The sequence below is a fragment of the Ornithinimicrobium tianjinense genome (assembly GCF_014636495.1).
Lineage (GTDB): Bacteria > Actinomycetota > Actinomycetes > Actinomycetales > Dermatophilaceae > Ornithinicoccus > Ornithinicoccus tianjinensis.
Map to the genome: position 1 here is coordinate 41,823 of NZ_BMEM01000007.1, position 16,151 is coordinate 57,973.

The window sequence follows — 16,151 nt, forward strand, 5'->3', positions numbered from 1 at the left end:
TCCGTGACCGATCCCACAGGCGTCCGGGTGGACGTGTGGTGGGCCGACCTGCGCTCCGCCGACGTGGCGCTGGCCGAGCGGCTGCCACCGGTCGAGCGCGCCCGCGCCCTCGAGCCGGGACGGCCGGGCGACCGCGGCCGGCGCCTCGTCGCTGCTGCGCTGCTGCAGGAGGCGGTCGCCGCCGCGCGGGGGCTGGACGGGGGCCAGGTCCTCGGGCGGGGCGAGGACCAGGTCGTCGGGCCGTTCGAGATCGACCGGACGTGCGAGGAGTGCGGCAAGCAGCACGGCCGCCCGGTCGTCGCCGGCGGGCCGCACCTGTCCGTCGCGCACGCCGGCCTCCTCGTGGTCGTCGCCACCTGCTGGGATGCGCCGGTGGGTGTGGACGTCGAGCGGGTCGACCGGTTCGGCGACGATGGCGGGGCCCAGGAGGCCCTCGCCTGGACGGCGCGTGAGGCACTGGTCAAAGCAGGTGGCGGGCCTGACCGTCGGACCCTGCGGATCGAGCCTCCGTTGTCCGGCTACGTTGCGACGGTGGCGGTGCTCTCGGCGGCGGGCGTGGCCCTCACCGCGCGGCGGGTCGAGGCGAACGGCGCCTGATCGGTCCATCCGCCTGATCGGTCCATCCGCCTGATCGGTCGATCCGTGTGATCGGTCGATCCGTGCCGACGGCGCGCCGACGAGGACCGGCTCACCGGCGCACGTGCACGCCTGAGCCGCACCAGCACGGGCGTGTCGCCGGGACGTATGGCCCAGCGGAGGGCCGTCGGGCGCCAGGGCGCGGCGACCCCGGGGCGCAGCAGCCCGGGGCGCAGCAGCCCGGGGCGCAGCAGCCCGGGGCGCAGCAGCCCTAGGCCATGACCCGCCCGAGCCGGCTCAGCGCCCGGCGTCGCCCATCGTGTCGCAGCTCGCGCTCAGCGCCCGGCGTCGCCCATCGCGTCGAGCAGCTCGCGCTCGGCGTCCTCGCGGGTGTGCACGGTCTCGCGCAGCGGGACGTGCGGGATGAGCGCCGTCGCGACGAGCACCACGGCCAGGATCGGCAGCCCGAGCAGGAACACCTCGTGCAGGCGGTCGGCCAGCCCGGCGCGGACGGCGGCCAGGACGACGGGCGGCATACCCTCCATCGCGGCCGGGTCGAGGGCGGAGCCGGCATCGGCATGGCTGAGTGCGCCTCCCGCCTTGGCCGCGGCCTCCGGCGGCAGATGGCCCATGATGGCCGCGCCGAGGCCGGAGGTCATCACGGTGCCGAAGATCGCGATGCCGACCGTGGAGCCGACGTTGCGGAAGAACTGCGTCGACGCGGTGGCCACGCCCATGTCGGCCGGGCCCACGACGTTCTGCACGACGAGCGTGTAGAGCTGCATGCACAACCCCAGGCCCAGGCCGAGCACCGCCATCGCGACCGTCATGTCCCCCTGGCTCGAGTCCACCTCGAGCTGGGTCAGCAGCCACAGACCCGCCCCCATCACGACGACGCCGGCCAGCATGAAGGGCTTGTAGCGCCCCGTCCGCGTGACCAGCAGCCCGGCCAGGATGCCGACGACGACGAAGCTCACCATCATCGGCATGAGGATCAGGCCGGAGTTGGTCGCATCGACCCCGAGGACACCCTGGGCGTAGACCGGGATGTAGATGATCGCGCCGAACATCACCATCGCCAGCCCGAAGGCCGCGACGCTCGCCCACGAGATGACCGGGGAACGGAAAAGCCGCAGCGGCAGCACCGGCTCGGCCGCCCGCAGCTCCGCGCGGACGAACAGCGCGACGAAGACCGCACCCACGGCATACAGGCCGAGGATGGTCGGCGAGGACCAGGCGTAGGTGGTGCCGCCCCAGCTGGTGGCGAGCAGGATCGCGACCAGCGCGATCGTCAGCGTCACGATGCCGGCCACGTCGATCTTCGCCTCGCGGCGGGTGTGGGGCAGGTGTAAGAAGCGGACGATGAAGAAGAGCGTCGCCAGCCCGAACGGCAGCGCCGCGAAGAAGAGCCACCGCCAGCCCAGGTGGTCGGTGATGACGCCGCCGGCGAGCGGGCCCGCGACCGAGGTCAGGCCGAAGATGGCGCCCATGAGGCCCTGGTACTTGCCGCGGGCGCGGGGCGGCACGATGTCACCGATGATCGTCTGCGACAGCGGCATGAGCGTGCCCATGCCCAGCCCCTGGACCGCGCGGCCGGCGACCAGCGTCCAGAAGTTCGGCGCGAGGCCGCTGATGACCGAGCCGAGCATGAACACGACGATGCCGCCGACGTAGAAGCTCTTGCGGCCGTAGAGGTCGGACAGCTTGCCGACGATCGGCACCGCGACCGCGCTGACCAGCATCGCCGCGGTCGCGACCCAGCTGTAGTGCTCCATCCCGCCGAGCTCGGCGACGATGCGCGGCAGGCCCGGCCCGACGATGGTCTGGGAGATGGAGGCGACGAGCATGCCGAGCATCAGCCCGACGAACACGCGCTGGTGCTCCTTGCTCATCCGGTATGGCGCCATGGTGTCCTTCGTGAGTCGAGGGTGTCGGTGAGCTTGCCGAGCAGGCGGGCGAGCTCGGCCTTGTCGGACTCGTCCCAGCCCGCCAGGGCGTCGGTGACGAGGGAGACGCGGCGCGCGCGCTCGGCGGCGAGCGCCGCCGCCCCGCTCTCGGTGAGCTGGAGCCGGTGGGCGCGGCGGTCGTCAGGGTCGGGGCGGCGCTCGACGAGGCCGCGCTCGGCGAGAGAGGCGATCCGGCGGCTCATCGTGGACTGGTCCAGGCCCTCGGCGTGCGCGAGGTCGCGCAGCCGGCAGGGGTCGCCGGCGTCCGAGGTCTGGGCGAGCCGGACCAGCACGACGAAGTCGGCGCGGGGCAGCTCGCCCCCCAGCTGCGAGATCGCGCGGCCCATCGCCGTGAAGGCTCGCGCCAGCTGCTCAGATAGTTGCATGATGCATACATCTTAGCACGGCGATGAGTTCTGCCCCGGCCGACGGTCGGACCCGTCATGAGCACCGAGCACCCCCTCGTCTTCGTCAACCTGCCGGTCGACGACCTCGCGCGCAGCCGGACCTTCTTCACCCGGCTCGGCTACCGCTTCGACGAGGACTTCTGCGACGAGGACGCCCTGTCGCTGCGGCTCGGGCCGACGAGCTGGGCGATGCTGCTGCGGCGCGAGCACTTCGGGCGCTTCCACGACGGGACGACGGCACCTCCAGGGACCGCGTCCGCGCTGCTCTGCCTGTCGGCCGACTCGCGCGAGGAGGTGGACGACCTCGTCGACCGGGCGGTCCTCGCCGGAGGCACCGGGGTCCGCACCCAGGACCTGGGCTTCATGTACGGGCGTTCCTACGCCGACCCCGACGGCCACGTCTGGGAGATCATGTGGATGGACGTGGCCGCAGCACTCGAGGAGATCTCATGAGCGGGACCGGCACCACCAGCACGACCAGCACCACGACCGGCACGAGGACCAGCACCACCACGGACGCCCAGTTCGAGGAGCTGACGGCGCCGCTGCGGCGCGAGCTGCTCGCTCACTGCTACAAGATGCTCGGGTCCGCCGGCGAGGCCGAGGACATGGTCCAGGAGACCTACCTGCGCGCCTGGCGAGCGTTCCACTCCTTCGAGGGCCGCAGCTCGGTGCGCACCTGGATGTACACGATCGCCACCAACACCTGCCTGACCGCCCTGAAGAAGCAGGGCCGCCGGCCGCTGCCCAGCGGGATCGGCCAGCCGCCCGGGGATCCCAGCACGCCGGTCGTCGAGGACCGCTCGCGCGACTGGCTCGAGCCGCTGCCCGACCGCCTCGTCTGGGGCGAGGCCGCGCCCGACCCGGCGGAGGTCGCGGTGGTGACTGAGGGCATACAGCTCGCCGTCGTCGCCGCGCTCCAGGACCTCCCGCCCCGCCAGCGCGCGGCGCTGGTGCTGCGCGACGTGCTGCAGATGTCGGCGGCCGAGACCGCCGAGGCGCTGGGCACCACGGTGGCCGCCGCCAACTCCGCTCTCCAGCGGGCGCGCGCCACGATCGGCGAGGGCGCCTCCCGGGCCGGGCGCCGGGTCAGCGAGCTCACCGACGAGGAACAGGCGGTCTTCGCGCGCTTCTGCGAGGCGTTCGAGCGGTATGACGTGCCCGCCGTGGTCGACGTGATGGCGGACCAGGCCTCCTGGCAGATGCCGCCGTTCGACCGCTACTACCTCGGCCGGGAGGCGATCGCCCAGCTCATCAGCACCCAGTGCCCCGCGAAGAACCCGCAGGACCTGCTCATGGTGCCCACCGTGTCCAACGGGCAGCCGGCGGCCGGGATGTACTTCCGCGGGGAGGACGGGGTGCACCGTCCCTTCCAGCTGCTCGTGCTCGACATCGTCGACGGCGTGGTCACCGCGGTGGTCGGCTTCTTCTCGGAGGAGGCGTTCCGGCAGGCCGGTCTGCCGGCCGAGCTGTCCGGCTGAGCGACGCTCAGGCGGCGCGGCCGCCGACCGACGCGATCCCCAGCCAGGTGTGGCGGTTGCCGGCCCAGCACCAGCCGAGCTTGGGGGCGTGCCGGCGCTCCCGGCCGTCGCGGCCGGTGCCGTTGCTGATCCAGAGGGCGGGCACGCGTGGGTCGAGCCGGCCCGGTCGCGACCCTGCCTTGCGGGAGCCGGTCGTCATGAAGCACCGTTTGCGCTGCAGGACCTCGGGGACCTGGAGCGCCCACGCGACGCCCTCGGCCGCGGTCATCAGGCCTCGGCCGCGGGCGCGCAGCTGTGGGTCGACCTCGTCGGGGCTGAGGTTGGCGTACTCGTCCCCGCGCTCCGGCGCGACCACGGCATACAGGTCCGCGTCGGGGACCTCCTCACCCGGCGCCGGGACGAAGTCGGCGAGGTCGGTCAGGTCCTCCACGACGAAGCCGGGGCGGCCGTCGAGGCGCACGAGGGCCACCAGCTCCGCGAGCGGGGTATGCCGTGGGTGCACCACGAGCAGGTCCCCCGCCAGGCCGGGGGCAGGTCCGGCAGGTCGAGCCCGAGCGAGACGAGGTGCTCGTGCTGGGTGGTGAGAGGGGGAAGGGTGAGGGCGGGCGAGACGTCGGCGTGCGGGGCTGCGGTCACGGGACCTCCTGGTCGGCGGGTCTCAGGCAACGCGCCGGCGGCCCCGCGGCATTCCGTGCCCGCGGTCGTGCTCGAGCCAGAGCGGCACGACGGCGAGGCCGACCATCAGGAGCATCCCGAGGACGGTGAGCAGGGAGGTGAGGAGCTGAGCGAGAAGCTGGGCGATCGACATACCCACACCGTGGTCGCGGGCGGCCGCGCACGTCGTCGGACCGCGGTCGCGAGAGGTGACGGTGCTGGTACGACCGGGGGACGAGGCCGGCGGGAGAGGATCAGCGGCGGGCGGTCCAGCGCCACCCACGCGGCGGCTTGCCGGTGTCCGGGCCGGCCTCACGGACGCGCACGTCGCCGAAGAGGGTGTAGCCCTTGAGCACCAGCCGCGCGCCGGTGGGTGCGACGCTCTCGCGCGGGTCTCGCTCGGTCTTCACGTCGCCGAAGAGGGTGCCGCCGCTGACCACCACCTCGGTGCCGGGCGGCACGACGACGCGCACGTCACCGAACAGCGTCCAGGACTCGATCTCCAGGGTCTCCCCCGGCCTGATCACCTCGCGCAGGTCCAGACGCGTGTCGCCGAAGGCGCTCAGCACCGTGGTGCGCTGCGCGGCCGTCCACAGGCCGGTCCGCTGGGTGTCGCCGAAGACCGCGACGATCTGGTCCCCCTGGACCCGCGCCGGGGCGGGCGCCGGCTGGGCCGCCCACACCGGCACGGACGCCTGGGGCACCACCTCGGGCAGCCCGGCACCGGGCGTCTCCGGCCCGGGGATCGGTGGCGGGACCGGCTGGAAGGCCGCGTCCGACCGGTCCTGGAACGGCGTCGCGAGCCAGTCGCGGCGCTCCTGCTCTCCCCCGTGCTGCGTCATACCGACACCGTAACGCGGCGAGCCGGACAGCAGCACCTCGCAACGGGTGCAGGCCGGCCCTCCGGCGGTAGCGTCTGGACCGTGGGCCTGCTCTCCCGCTACCGAGGCACCGGCGCCGACCTGCCGTGGCAGGACCCGGCGCTCGCGCACCCGGGCGTGGCGATGGAGGGCTACTACTGGCGGGTGACGGACCCAGCGACCCGCCGCGTGCTGGTCGCGCTCATCGGCGTCAACCAGGGAGCGGAGGGCCCGTGGGCGACGGTCGGGCTGGCGTCCTCGGACGGCTTCCTGCGCACCGACGTGCGGCCGGGCGCCTGGGCGGCGACGGACGGGCTCGGTGCGGGGTGCGACGGCTTCGCGGCGTCTGCGACCCGGCTGGCGGTGGACCTGGGTCCCGGCGCCTCGGTCGACCTGCGCGTCGACCCGGTGTCGCCGTGGCCGCGGCGGGCGCTGGGCGGGTCCAGCGGCTTCCAGGTGGTGCCGCGGCTCAACCAGTACTGGCACCCGTGGCTCCTGGCCGGTCGCGCCAGCGGGGTGGTCCGGCTGGGCGACACCCGCTGGCTGCTCGACGGCGCGGCCGTCTACGGCGAGAAGAACTGGGGTGCGGAGGGCTTCCCCGACGCGTGGTGGTGGGGGCAGGCGCACGGCTTCGCCGAGCCGGGCGCGACCGTCGCCTTCGCGGGCGGTCAGGTCAACCCCCTCGGTATGCCGTTGCGCACCGAGGTGACCGCGCTCGTCGTCCGCCTCCCGTCGGGTCGGGTCCTGCGCCTGGGCGATCCCGGGGTCTCGCCCGTGCGGGCGAGCGTGGACGAGGAGCGCTGGCTGCTGCACGGGGTGGACCGCGTCCGGGCTGGCGCGTGGAGGTGGACGGCCGGGCTCCGTTGTCCGCCGCCCACGTCCTGCCGGTGCCGCTGCCGTCGCAGGGTCGCAACACCCCTGGCGCTCTCGAGCACCTCGCGGGGCGGCTGGAGGTGCGGGTGGCGCGGCGGGGGCGCGCGGTCTGGAGCGGCACGTCATACCTCGCGGGGCTGGAGCACGGCGGCCTGGCCCGCGCAGCGGCCGAGCTCGGGCGCCGGGGCGGCGATCCCACGCCCCGGCAGGGGCGGGTGCAGGACTGACTGCGAGGGTTGTCGGGGTCCGGACGTAGGGTCGGGCCATGGAGTTTCGATACCTCGGCAACAGCGGTCTGAAGATCTCGGAGATCACCTACGGCAACTGGCTCACCCACGGCAGCCAGGTGGAGAACGAGGTCGCCCACCAGTGCGTGCGCAAGGCCCTCGACCTGGGCATCAGCACCTTCGACACCGCCGACGTCTACGCCAACACCAAGGCCGAGACGGTCCTCGGTGAGGCGCTGAAGGGCGAGCGCCGCGAGAGCCTGGAGATCTTCACCAAGGTCTACTGGCCGACCGGTCCGGGCGGCAAGAACGACACCGGCCTGTCCCGCAAGCACGTCATGGAGTCGATCAACGGGTCGCTGAAGCGGCTGCAGACCGACTACGTCGACCTCTACCAGGCGCACCGCTACGACACCGAGACGCCGCTCGAGGAGACGATGCAGGCCTTCGCCGACATCGTGCGCCAGGGCAAGGCGCTCTACATCGGCGTCTCGGAGTGGACCGCCGAGCAGATCCGCGAGGGCCACCGGCTGAGCAAGGAGCTGGGCTTCCAGCTGATCTCCTCCCAGCCGCAGTACTCCATGCTCTGGCGCGTCATCGAGCCCGAGGTCGTGCCGGCGTGCGAGGAGCTCGGCATCTCCCAGATCGTCTGGAGCCCGATGGCCCAGGGCGTGCTCACGGGCAAGTACCTCCCGGGCCAGACGCCCACCGAGGGCCGCGCGGCCGACGAGAAGGCCGGCCGGATGATGGCGGACCTCATGAAGGACGAGATCCTCACGGCCGTCCAGAAGCTGCGGCCCGTCGCCGACGAGGCCGGGCTGACGATGCCGCAGCTGGCGATCGCCTGGGTCCTGCAGAACCCGAACGTCGCCGCCGCGCTGGTCGGCGCCTCGCGCCCCGAGCAGCTCGAGGACACGGTCAGGGCCGCCGGCGTGAGGCTCGACGCGGGCACCCTGGCCGCGATCGACGAGGCGCTCGGCGACGTGGTCGTGCGCGACCCCGGCCGGACCGCCGAGAACGCCCCGAGCGGCCGCGTGGCCTGATGCCCACGATGACCGCTCCCTTCGACCTCACCCTGGAGCAGCTGCGCGAGCACCGCTCCGCCAAGTGGAGCCGGGTGCCGGCCGACGTCCTCCCGGCCTGGACCGCCGAGATGGACGTGCGGACGGCCCCGGCCGTCGCCGACGCGCTGCAGCTGGCGATCGGCCGGTCCGACTTCGGCTACGCCGGCGACCCGGCCCCGGTGACCCAGGCCTTCGCGGGCTTCGCCCGGGACACCTGGGGGTGGGACCCGGCCGACGGCGGCGGCCGGATGCGGCTGTTCTCCGACGTGGGGCACGCGGTCAAGGAGATCCTCGGCGCGCTCACGCAGCCCGGCGACCCGGTGATCATCAACCCGCCGGTCTACCTCTCCTTCTACCCCTGGCTGGCCGGGCTGCGCCTGACCCCGCTCGAGGTCCCGATGCTGGACGTCGCCTCGGGCGGTCGCCTCGACCTCGACGGTATGGCGCGCGCCCTCACCTCAGGCGCGCGCGTGGTCCTGCTGTGCTCGCCGCACAACCCGCTGGGCCACGTCTACCCGCGCGAGGACCTCGCGTCGCTGGCCGAGCTCGCGCTCGAGCACGGGGCCGTCGTGGTGGCCGACGAGATCCACGCGCCGCTCGTCCACCCCGGCAGCCCCACGGGCTTCGTGCCGTGGCTGTCCGTGTCGGACGCGGCCCGTCAGGTCGGCATCGCGGTCCACTCTCCGTCCAAGGCCTGGAACACCGCCGGCCTGAAGCTGGCGGTCGGCATCACCGCGGTCGAGGGACGTTGGCCGCAGATTCGCGAGGAGGTCGACTGGGCGCCCTCGATCCTCGGGCAGTACGCCGCGATCGCCGCCTACACCGACGGCCGCGACTGGCTCGACGAGGTGCGCCGCCAGCTGCAGGAGCGCACGACCCGGCTGGCCGACCTCCTTGCCGAGCACCTGCCGGGCGTGCGCTACCGGCCCGGCCACTCGTCATACCTCGCCTGGCTCGACTGCCGCGAGCTCGGCCTCGGCGACGACCCGGCCGCGACCTTCCTGGAGAGGGGGCGCGTGCAGCTCTCTCCCGGGCCGGCGTTCGGCGCTGGCGGGTCAGGGTTCGCCCGGCTCAACTACGGCACGAGCGAGGAGCTGATGGCCGAGGCGGTCAGGCGCATGGCCCGCGCCCTGTGAGCCACTGGCCTACCCACGACGAACGAACACCCTGCCGCTCCCGTCAGCGAGTATGAACACCAGCAACCCGCCGGCGATCAAGGCGGTCGTCGGCGGCCAGGCTTCAGCCGAGTCGCGCAGGAGGATGGCCCAGGGCCGGGGTTGGCCGTCGACGGTCCCAGCTGTGAGGCACGCGGCGAACCAGACCCAGGGCGCGAGAACCCACAGCGCCGAGGTGAAGACGCGAAGAGTCAGGGTGATCCCTACGGCGGACATCGTGTTCCTGACCAGCGCGAGCAGGCCGTCGTCGAGCGTCGCTCCGGCGAGGTGACCCAGGAGCACGGTCAGGACCCCCGCCGCGGTGGGTACAGCCACGACCACAGCTGCGCGGGTGCTCGACCAGCTGAAATGGCTCGGGGACGCTACGTCGTCGTGACCCGGTAGGACCCGTCCGAGGGCAAAGCCGACCGAATTGCCCAGCAGACAGCTCCACGCCACCTGAGCAGTGACGGGTGCGTCAACCACGCCCAGGAGGGGGAGCTGCAGATGGGCCGTGAGAACCGCGGCGCACGTCATCACACCAAGGAGAACGTGCTCCCCCGCCAACGCCCGGAGGGAGAATCCCGTGAGGCTCAGCCCAGGCATGAGGTGATCTTGGTCGCGACGCGCTGGCCGAGCGACTGCCACTCCTGCCTGTCCATACTCGCGTACTGCGGCCACGCCTGGCCCAGTGTCCGCCGTAGAGTCTCGTCGTCGTTCGCCTCAGCCGCGAGCCAGTGAGCAACCGCCCGGCGCTCGTCCATGTCAGGGCTGTCCGCCAGATCCTGTTCGTAGCACGTGTAGGGCCCCAGCATCGCGTCAGCGAGTTCAAGCGGAGGAACCCCGCTCGCCGCGGCGGTGCGGGTCGCGAGACGCACCCGTAGAACGCCATCATCCGCAGACTCGACGTCAGCCGCGTTCTGCTCGATCCTGGATACCGCCACCGGTATCCTCTCCTCCGTGGCCAGCGCCTTGATCCGCGCCGCGGCTCCTGCCGTGACATCGCGCCACTGCGGGTATTGGGGGAAGCTGCAGACCACCGGGTCCGTTGCGACACACTCCGTGGGCAGGGACGCCTGCTGAAGAGTGCGCCCCGGCAACACCTGTGCGACGACGACGAGCGCCAGCAAGACGCCCAGGAGCGACCATCGCCCCGGGCGCGCCTGGAGTCCGAGGACGGTCGTTCCGGCCAGGACCAGGCTTGCGAGAACCACGGTGGCCAGCGAGGAGGTCCACGTGGCTTCTACAGGTGTGGTGCCCGCGAGCACGAGTGAGGCTCCGAGCGCATACAGCGCTGACGGCGCAAGGATGATGAGAAGCAGGAGGAGGAGCCCGGCGAGGACCGGGGCGATGCGCGGCCCCACCTCAGTTCGCGCGACGGCAACCGACATGCCGGCCGTCAGCCAGAGCCAGGCAACCTGGACGGCGGTGTACGCGGCGAGGCTCGTCAGGTCGGCGGCCCAGTCTCGGGTCCAGAGCACGATCGCCAGGCACATGAGGATCGGTGCCAGCGGCGGGACGAGCAGAAGGACGGCGACCCACCTCGCGCGCCACCGGACGGGCTCCGCAGGGCCCAGATGTTCCAGGACTGCTGGCCGTTGGACGTGCAGGAGCGTCCACGTGGTCACGACTGCAAGCACGGGAAGCACCAGATAGAGCAGCGAAGCGGCCTGGTCGAGCACGGACACGGCGTCCTGGCTGATCGAACCCGGACGTGACAGCGCTCCCCCGGTCAACGCGGCCGTTGCCGCGAGCAGGAGGAGCAGGGCCGCGGGGTGTCGCCTTGCCTTCGCGATCACTGCCTCGTCACCGCCAGTGACTGCAGTAGGGCATCCACCTGCGCGAGCCGCTCCGCCGCGGGGATGGACGTCAATGCCACATCCGCTACGAGTTCTCCCGACCTGAGCACGAGAAGGCGCTCTGCCCAGTCGGCGACGTCCTCCAGGATGTGCGTGCTGACCACGGTCAGTGTTCCGGTGGGTCGCTGGTGCAGGAAGTCACGAATTCCGCGACGCTGGACCGGATCCAGACCTGCCGTGGGTTCATCGAGAAGCAGGATCTCGGGACGATGGACGAGCGCCATGGCACAGGCAAGCCTGCGACTCTGACCCCCGGAGAGCCTGCTCGCCCGCCGTCCTGCCTCACCTTCAAGGTCGACCGCCGCCAGGGCCGAGGAGACCCACTCCTCCCGACGCTGCGGAGCGACCTTCTTGAGATCGGCAGCCGCGGCCACGCACTCTCGGACCGAGACCAGGCCGGGGTGAGCCACCTGCTGCGGGACGTAGCCGGTGAGCGTCGGCGGCAGATGCGCCATCGGCCGACCATCGAAGAGCAGAGTGCCCCGAAACGTCAGGCGCCCGGCGAGGGACTCGATCAGCGTGGACTTTCCCGCACCGTTGAGCCCGATCAGCCCCACTCGTGAAGCTCCGAGGTCTGCCGTCACGGGACCCAGGGTGAAGCGGTGGCGACGAACCTCGATGCCTTCGAGACGGACAGTCGTGGTGATGGCAGTTCCTTTCAGCCAGCAGTGGGCCGCCCCGACGAACCCCGGGGCGACCCACGTCGGGGCGTGCTCAGTCGGGAACCTTGTCGGCGGCGCTTGAAAACTGAGCAGGTACGGCGCTCGAAAAGTGAGCACTCTTCGACGATTGGAGTGTGATCACCATGGAGGACTGGGCGCTGATCAGGAGGCTGGCCGCCGAGGGCGTGCCGAAGGCCGCGATCGCCAGGAGGTTGGGCATCGCGAGGAACACGGTGGCTGCGGCCGTGGCCTCCGAGGGTCCGCCGAAGTACGAACGCAAGCGGGGCCCGACGTCGTTCACGCCGTACGAGGCTCGGGTGCGTCAGCTGCTGGCGGACACCCCGGACATGCCCGCGACGGTGCTGGCCGAGCGGGTCGGGTGGACCGGCTCGATCCGCTGGTTCCGGGACAACGTCAACCGGATCCGGGCTGACCATCGCCCGATCGACCCGGCGGACCGGTTGACGTGGGCGGCCGGGGACGTGGCGCAGTGCGACCTGTGGTTCCCGCCTCGCAAGATCCTGCTCGAGGACGGTTCGCGCACGCTGCTGCCGGTGCTGGTCATGACGTGCGGGTACTCGCGGTTCATGCTCGCCCGGATGATCCCGACCCGTAAGACACCTGACCTGCTCCTGGGCACGTGGTCGTTGCTGGAGGAGCTGGGGCGGGTGCCGCGCCGGTTGATCTGGGACAACGAGCCCGGCATCGGACGCCGCACGGTCACCGAGCCGGTGGCGGTGTTCGCCGGGACGCTGGCGACGAAGGTGGTGCTGCTGCCGCCGAAGGATCCGGAGTCCAAGGGCATCGTCGAGCGGCGCAACGGCTTCTTCGAGACCTCCTTCATGCCCGGTCGGCACTTCGAGTCACCCGCGGACTTCAACGCCCAGTTCACCGACTGGCTGACCACGGCCAACGCCCGGGTGGTGCGCACGATCAAGGCGCGCCCGAGCGAGCTGCTGGCGGCGGACAAGGAGGCGATGCTGGCCCTGCCGCCGGCGGTGCTGCACCTGGGCTGGCGCAACCACGTCCGCCTGGGCCGCGACTACTACGTGCGCGTCGACACCTGCGACTACTCCGTCGATCCTCGTGCGATCGGCGCCCGCGTTGACGTGGCCGCCGACCTCGAGGTCGTCCGGGTCCGCCACGGCGGACGGCTGGTCGCCGAGCACCCGCGCCGCTGGGCCCGGAGCATGACGGTGACCGACCCCGCCCACGTCGCGACCGCCGCCGCGCTGCGGCACGACTACCAGCACCCCACCCTACCGGGCTCCACGGATGAGGGCATGGTGCGGGACCTGGCCGACTACGACCGTGCCTTCGGGCTGGGCGAGGTGAGCCAACCATGACACCCAAGACCTCGGCCGGGACCGAGACGCTGAAGCAGATCACCCACCTGGCCGCCGCGCTGAAGGCGCCGCGGATCACCGAGGCCGCCGCCCGCCTGGCCGACCACGCACGCGACACCGGATGGACCCACGAGGACTACCTGGCCGCGGTCCTGGAACGCGAGGTCGCCGCCCGCAACGCCTCCGGCGCCCGGCTACGGATCCGCGCCGCCGGCTTCGGCGCGGTCAAGACCCTGGACGACTTCGACTTCGACCACCAACCCACCGCCCGCACCCCCATCCAGGCCCTCGCCTCCGGGGCCTACCTGGTCGAGCACCGCAACGTCGTCCTGCTCGGCCCACCGGGCACCGGCAAGACCCACCTCGCCACCGCCCTCGGCGTCGCCGCCGCCCGGCAAGGCCACCGGGTGCTCTTCGCCACCGCCACCGACTGGGTCACCCGCCTGTCCGAGGCCCACGACCGCGGCCGCCTGGCCGCCGAGCTCACCCGGCTACGCCGGTACGGGCTGATCATCGTCGACGAGGTCGGCTACCTACCCTTCGAGCAGGACGCCGCCAACCTCTTCTTCCAGCTCGTCTCCTCCCGCTACGAGCACGCCTCCCTCATCCTGACGTCCAACCTGCCGTTCAGCTCCTGGGCCGGCGTCTTCGGCGACCAGGTCGTCGCCGCCGCGATGATCGACCGCATCGTCCACCACGCCGACGTCATCGCCCTCAAAGGCGCCTCCTACCGGCTCCGCGACCGCGGCGTCGAGACCCTTCCCAGCATCAAGGCCGAGCAAGAAGCCCTAGACTGAACCTGCTCATTCTTCGACCGCCGAAACTGCTCAGTTTTCGAGCGCCGTCGACACGCACGCGTTCTCCGGGTATGGCGTGCACGAGCCACTCCGGTGAGTGGCTTGCGCACAACATCCGATCGGCCTCACTGCCTCACAACAACCTCACAACCTCACCGCCTCACCGCCTCACAGCCTCACTGCCTCACAGCCTCACAGCCTCAGGCCCACGTCAGCCGACGCGCCGTGGCCACCAGAAACGCTCGCCGAGCACGCGCACGATCGCCGGGACGAGGATCGTGCGGACCACGAGAGTGTCGAGCAGCACGCCGATGCAGATCACCACGCCGATCTGGGCCAGCACGACGAGCGGCAGCACGCCGAGCACCGCGAAGACCGCCGCCAGCAGGATGCCGGCGCTGGTGATGACGCCGCCGGTGGCGCCGAGGGCGCGCAGCACGCCGTCCCGGGTACCGTGACCGCGCGCCTCCTCCAGGGTCCGGGTGATGAGGAAGATGTTGTAGTCCACGCCCAGGGCGACGAGGAAGAGGAAGGCGAGCAGCGGCATGCTCGCGTCGATCGCCGAGAAGCCGAAGACCCCGGTGAAGAGCCACCATGACACGCCCAGCGCGGCGGCGAAGGTCGCGACGACCGAGGTCACGAGGATGAGGGGCGCCAGCACCGACCGCAGGAGCAGCATCAGGGCCCCGAGCACGAGCACGAGGATGAGCGGCATGACCACCCACCGGTCCCGGACGCTGCCCGCGTCGGCGTCGAGCGCTGACGCCTCGCCGCCGGTGACGTAGGCGTCGGCGGCCAGGTCGGCGTCGTCCAGCGACGCACGGACGGCCTCGACGGTCGCCACCGCCGCCTCGCTCCCGGGCTCGGCGCCGAGGACCAGCCGCACCTGCGCGATGCCCTCCACCGGCGGGACCGCGCTCGCCGACGTCACGCCGTCCACCTCGCCGAGCGTGGCCGCCAGGCGCTCGACCTCGGCCACGTCGTCGGACCGCGTCACGACCAGGAGCGGGTCCGCGGTGCCCGCCGGGAAGGACTCGGCCAGCCGCTCCGCCGCGGAGATCGCCTCAGGGGTGTCGAGGAACTGGTCCTCGGGCGCGAGGCCGCTGCGCAACTGGGTGAGCCCGAACGCCATACCGGCCAGGAGGAGGAGGGTCGCCGCGATGGAGGCCGCCGGCGCCTTGGCGACGGCATCGCCCACGCGGCGCCAGACGGAGCGCGACTCGCTGAGCACAGCCTGACCCTGCCGGGGCACGAGCGGCCAGAACACCCAGCGCCCCAGCCCCACCAGCGCCCCCGGCAGCAGACCCAGCACCCCGATCGCCGCGACGACCACACCCACGGCGCACGCCAGGCCCAGGCCGCGGGTCGTGGGGAAGACGGAGAGCAGCAGGCACAGCACGCCCACGACGACGGTGCTGGCGCTGGCGAGGATCGCCTCGGAGGCGCGCCGCAGGGCGACGGCCATCGCCTCGTGCCGGGAGGCGTGCGTCCGCAGCTCGTCCCGGTAACGGGAGATGAGCAGGAGCGCGTAGTTGGTCCCGGCGCCGAACACGAGCACGGACAGGATGCCGATGGTCGACTCGTCCCACGGCACGCCCGCGAGGCACAGGACGTGCGTGGCCGCGACGGCGGCGACCTGGTCGGCCACCCCGACCACCGCGAGCGGCACGATCCAGAGCACCGGGCTGCGGTAGGTCAGGATGAGCAGCACCGCGACCACGCTCGCGGTCACCGCGAGCAGGGTGATGTCGGCGCCGTCGAAGACCGACGCCAGGTCGGCCTGGATGGCCGCCGGCCCGGTGACCTGGGCGGTGACACCCTCCGGGACGGCCGCGTCGAGGTCGCTGCGCAGCTGCGCGACGGTCTCCGCAGCCACCGTCGCCGAGGCCGAGTCCACCGTCACCACGCCGAGCGCAGCCGTCCCGTCCTCTGACGGGACCACCGGCGCCCCCTCGGCGCCGCCGACCCCTGCCATCACCTCACCCAGCCGCGGGAGGTCCTGGGCGATGCCACCCTCGTCACGGGTGAAGAGCACGATCGCCGCGCTGCTCCCCTCGTCGGGCAGCTCCTGGAGGAGCGCCTGCCCCTCGGTGCTCTCGAAGCCCACGGGGAGAGTGGCCAGCGGGTCGGGGTCCCGCTCAGCCTGCCCCACAGCCCCCACGAGGAGCCCGCCGAGCAGCAGGCCGAGGACCGCCAGCACCCAGCTGCGCCGCCCGGTCAGCAGCGCCACCACTCTGTCCATCGC

General features: G+C 72.4%; 17 protein-coding genes and 1 pseudogene. 9 read left to right on the forward strand and 9 right to left on the reverse strand.

Going from position 1 to position 16,151, the window contains the following annotated elements:
* The first annotated feature begins 3 nt into the window (after positions 1-3).
* Complete coding sequence (locus tag IEV65_RS15070; RefSeq protein WP_188432206.1) at positions 4-597, forward strand: 4'-phosphopantetheinyl transferase family protein; 594 nt, start codon at positions 4-6, stop codon at positions 595-597.
* A 314-nt stretch (positions 598-911) separates the two neighbouring features.
* Here IEV65_RS15070 and IEV65_RS15075 read toward each other — a convergent pair whose 3' ends face one another.
* Together IEV65_RS15075 and IEV65_RS15080 are read right to left on the reverse strand one after the other, a co-directional pair.
* Complete coding sequence (locus tag IEV65_RS15075; protein WP_188432208.1) at positions 912-2,483, reverse strand: MDR family MFS transporter; 1,572 nt, start codon at positions 2,481-2,483, stop codon at positions 912-914.
* A complete protein-coding gene (locus IEV65_RS15080; protein ID WP_188432210.1) occupies positions 2,465-2,908 on the reverse strand; it encodes a MarR family winged helix-turn-helix transcriptional regulator in 444 nt (147 codons plus the stop codon). Before IEV65_RS15080 ends, IEV65_RS15075 begins: the two co-directional genes overlap by 19 nt.
* Before the next feature lie 57 nt (positions 2,909-2,965).
* Between IEV65_RS15080 and IEV65_RS15085 the strand changes: the two genes are divergently transcribed.
* Positions 2,966-3,382: a VOC family protein gene (locus tag IEV65_RS15085; RefSeq protein ID WP_188432212.1), complete on the forward strand. Its 417-nt coding sequence runs from the start codon at positions 2,966-2,968 to the stop codon at positions 3,380-3,382.
* Entirely contained in the window at positions 3,379-4,410 is a 1,032-nt protein-coding gene (locus IEV65_RS15090) for a sigma-70 family RNA polymerase sigma factor (RefSeq protein WP_188432213.1), read from the forward strand. The genes IEV65_RS15085 and IEV65_RS15090 overlap by 4 nt, the downstream gene beginning before the upstream one ends.
* 7 nt (positions 4,411-4,417) lie before the next feature.
* Here IEV65_RS15090 and IEV65_RS15095 read toward each other — a convergent pair whose 3' ends face one another.
* The 3 genes from IEV65_RS15095 to IEV65_RS15105 form a co-directional block, all read right to left on the reverse strand.
* Complete coding sequence (locus IEV65_RS15095; protein WP_229735337.1) at positions 4,418-4,915, reverse strand: DUF5701 family protein; 498 nt, start codon at positions 4,913-4,915, stop codon at positions 4,418-4,420.
* A gap of 153 nt (positions 4,916-5,068) precedes the next feature.
* Entirely contained in the window at positions 5,069-5,218 is a 150-nt protein-coding gene (locus IEV65_RS15100; protein ID WP_188432215.1) for a hypothetical protein, read from the reverse strand.
* 100 nt (positions 5,219-5,318) lie between these two features.
* Positions 5,319-5,906 (reverse strand): LiaF domain-containing protein, encoded by a 588-nt coding sequence (locus tag IEV65_RS15105; protein WP_188432217.1) that lies wholly within the window; start codon positions 5,904-5,906, stop codon positions 5,319-5,321.
* A 162-nt stretch (positions 5,907-6,068) separates the two neighbouring features.
* Here IEV65_RS15105 and IEV65_RS15800 point away from each other — a divergent pair.
* The 4 genes and pseudogenes from IEV65_RS15800 to IEV65_RS15120 form a co-directional block, all read left to right on the forward strand.
* Positions 6,069-6,617, forward strand: a pseudogene (locus IEV65_RS15800) (tocopherol cyclase family protein); the annotation flags it as partial.
* Between the two features lie 146 nt (positions 6,618-6,763).
* Entirely contained in the window at positions 6,764-7,024 is a 261-nt protein-coding gene (locus IEV65_RS15805; RefSeq protein WP_229735345.1) for a hypothetical protein, read from the forward strand.
* A gap of 38 nt (positions 7,025-7,062) precedes the next feature.
* Positions 7,063-8,067, forward strand: a complete 1,005-nt coding sequence (locus IEV65_RS15115) for an aldo/keto reductase family protein (protein ID WP_188432220.1) — start codon at positions 7,063-7,065, stop codon at positions 8,065-8,067.
* 8 nt (positions 8,068-8,075) lie between these two features.
* On the forward strand, positions 8,076-9,224 hold the full coding sequence (locus IEV65_RS15120) for a MalY/PatB family protein (protein WP_188432222.1): 1,149 nt from the start codon (positions 8,076-8,078) through the stop codon (positions 9,222-9,224).
* A gap of 9 nt (positions 9,225-9,233) precedes the next feature.
* Here IEV65_RS15120 and IEV65_RS15810 read toward each other — a convergent pair whose 3' ends face one another.
* The 3 genes from IEV65_RS15810 to IEV65_RS15135 all read right to left on the reverse strand — a co-directional run bounded on the left by IEV65_RS15810 (position 9,234) and on the right by IEV65_RS15135 (position 11,685).
* Entirely contained in the window at positions 9,234-9,848 is a 615-nt protein-coding gene (locus IEV65_RS15810) for a hypothetical protein (RefSeq protein ID WP_229735338.1), read from the reverse strand.
* Positions 9,836-10,930, reverse strand: a complete 1,095-nt coding sequence (locus IEV65_RS15130) for a hypothetical protein (RefSeq protein WP_188432226.1) — start codon at positions 10,928-10,930, stop codon at positions 9,836-9,838. The genes IEV65_RS15810 and IEV65_RS15130 overlap by 13 nt, the downstream gene beginning before the upstream one ends.
* 107 nt (positions 10,931-11,037) lie before the next feature.
* The gene (locus IEV65_RS15135) at positions 11,038-11,685 is read right to left on the reverse strand and encodes an ATP-binding cassette domain-containing protein (protein WP_188432228.1); all 648 of its coding nucleotides are present in this window, start codon (positions 11,683-11,685) and stop codon (positions 11,038-11,040) included.
* A gap of 212 nt (positions 11,686-11,897) precedes the next feature.
* Between IEV65_RS15135 and istA the strand changes: the two genes are divergently transcribed.
* Both istA and istB read left to right on the forward strand, forming a co-directional pair.
* Positions 11,898-13,109 (forward strand): IS21 family transposase, encoded by a 1,212-nt coding sequence (istA, locus tag IEV65_RS15140; protein WP_188432230.1) that lies wholly within the window; start codon positions 11,898-11,900, stop codon positions 13,107-13,109.
* Complete coding sequence (gene istB / locus IEV65_RS15145) at positions 13,106-13,906, forward strand: IS21-like element helper ATPase IstB (protein WP_188432232.1); 801 nt, start codon at positions 13,106-13,108, stop codon at positions 13,904-13,906. Before istA ends, istB begins: the two co-directional genes overlap by 4 nt.
* 211 nt (positions 13,907-14,117) lie before the next feature.
* On the opposite strand, the gene IEV65_RS15150 is transcribed toward istB, so the two are convergent.
* Positions 14,118-16,148 carry an MMPL family transporter gene (locus tag IEV65_RS15150; RefSeq protein ID WP_188432234.1) on the reverse strand — a complete coding sequence of 677 codons (2,031 nt, stop codon included), beginning with the start codon at positions 16,146-16,148 and terminating at the stop codon, positions 14,118-14,120.
* Positions 16,149-16,151 lie beyond the last annotated feature (3 nt).

What these genes read in the sequence shown, in the direction of transcription:
- IEV65_RS15115 (WP_188432220.1), top strand. Translation starts at nt 7,063, where the DNA reads ATGGAGTTTCGATACCTCGGCAACAGCGGTCTGAAGATCTCGGAGATC.
- IEV65_RS15090 (WP_188432213.1), top strand. Translation starts at nt 3,379, where the DNA reads ATGAGCGGGACCGGCACCACCAGCACGACCAGCACCACGACCGGCACG.
- IEV65_RS15150 (WP_188432234.1), bottom strand. Translation starts at nt 16,148, where the DNA reads ATGGACAGAGTGGTGGCGCTGCTGACCGGGCGGCGCAGCTGGGTGCTG.
- IEV65_RS15080 (WP_188432210.1), bottom strand. Translation starts at nt 2,908, where the DNA reads ATGCAACTATCTGAGCAGCTGGCGCGAGCCTTCACGGCGATGGGCCGC.
- IEV65_RS15100 (WP_188432215.1), bottom strand. Translation starts at nt 5,218, where the DNA reads ATGTCGATCGCCCAGCTTCTCGCTCAGCTCCTCACCTCCCTGCTCACC.
- IEV65_RS15120 (WP_188432222.1), top strand. Translation starts at nt 8,076, where the DNA reads ATGACCGCTCCCTTCGACCTCACCCTGGAGCAGCTGCGCGAGCACCGC.
- IEV65_RS15085 (WP_188432212.1), top strand. Translation starts at nt 2,966, where the DNA reads ATGAGCACCGAGCACCCCCTCGTCTTCGTCAACCTGCCGGTCGACGAC.
- IEV65_RS15810 (WP_229735338.1), bottom strand. Translation starts at nt 9,848, where the DNA reads ATGCCTGGGCTGAGCCTCACGGGATTCTCCCTCCGGGCGTTGGCGGGG.
- istB (WP_188432232.1), top strand. Translation starts at nt 13,106, where the DNA reads ATGACACCCAAGACCTCGGCCGGGACCGAGACGCTGAAGCAGATCACC.
- IEV65_RS15075 (WP_188432208.1), bottom strand. Translation starts at nt 2,483, where the DNA reads ATGGCGCCATACCGGATGAGCAAGGAGCACCAGCGCGTGTTCGTCGGG.
- IEV65_RS15105 (WP_188432217.1), bottom strand. Translation starts at nt 5,906, where the DNA reads ATGACGCAGCACGGGGGAGAGCAGGAGCGCCGCGACTGGCTCGCGACG.